Annotated in this window: 1 protein-coding gene; it reads right to left on the bottom strand. The window is 71.5% G+C overall.

All coding sequences use genetic code 11. The annotated features are described in order from the left end of the window. Positions 1-1,033: MFS transporter (locus F6X51_RS27605; RefSeq protein WP_150967301.1), on the bottom strand; the 1,033-nt coding region annotated here is incomplete at both ends.

Below are 1,033 nucleotides of genomic sequence, written 5' to 3'. Positions count from 1 at the left end.
CGCCTGCGAGCCGATGCCGGCGGCCCAGGGCGCGGCGGCGTAGAGCAGGCCCCCGAGGGCGAAGAAGGTCGCGTAGGTGAGCTTCCGGCCGATCCTGTCGGAGAGGGAGGCCCAGAAGAAGCGTCCCAGGATGTTGAACAGGGACAGCAGCCCCACGAAGCCCGCCGCGATGGCGGCGATCTGGGCCTTCTGTCCCGCGTCGAGCTGCCCGAAGGCCACGCCGGGCTGGCCGATCAGGACGCCGCCGAAGATCTCCTGGAGCATCGGCGAGGCCAGGGCCAGCACCCCGATGCCGGCCGACACGTTGAGGCAGAGCACCAGCCAGATCAGCCAGAACTGCACCGTCTTGTGGGCGTCGTCGAGATGGACGTGGCCGGAGGCGATCATCGCGTTGCGGGAAGCCGGCGGGGTCCAGCCGTCGGGGCGCCATCCCGCCGGGGGGACCCGGTAGCCGAAGGCGCCGCCCAGCATGAACACGATGTAGCCGGCGCCCATCAGCGCCAGGGTCTGCCACACGCCCGCGGTCTCGGCGGTCCGGAAGGTCTTGATCAGGGTGTCGGCCAGCGGCGAGCCGATCATCGCGCCGCCGCCGAACCCCATGATCGCCATGCCGGTGGCCATGCCGCGCCGGTCCGGGAACCACTTGATCAGGGTCGAGACCGGCGAGATGTAGCCGAGCCCGAGGCCGATGCCCCCGATCAGGCCCATACCGAGCCAGACCAGCCAGAGCTGGTGGACGTAGACCCCCGCCGCCCCGATCAGGAAGCCGCCGCCCCAGCACAGGGCGGCGACGATCCCGGCCTTGCGCGGCCCCGCCCGCTCGAGCCAGCCGCCGAAGATGGCCGCCGACAGGCCCAGCATGACGATGCCGATGGAGAAGACCATGACGAGGTCGCTGACGCGCCAGTCGCAGGTGGTCGTCACGAGCGCGGTCATCACGCCCATGTCCGGGCAGGCCGCGGCGGCGGACAAGCCGACGCTGAGCGCCCGCGAGAGGGGGAGCCAGAACACCGAGAGCCCGTAGGCCATGCCG

The organism is Methylobacterium planeticum (assembly GCF_008806345.1).
Lineage (GTDB): Bacteria > Pseudomonadota > Alphaproteobacteria > Rhizobiales > Beijerinckiaceae > Methylobacterium > Methylobacterium planeticum.
This window is presented reverse-complemented; position numbering and strand designations above follow the sequence as displayed.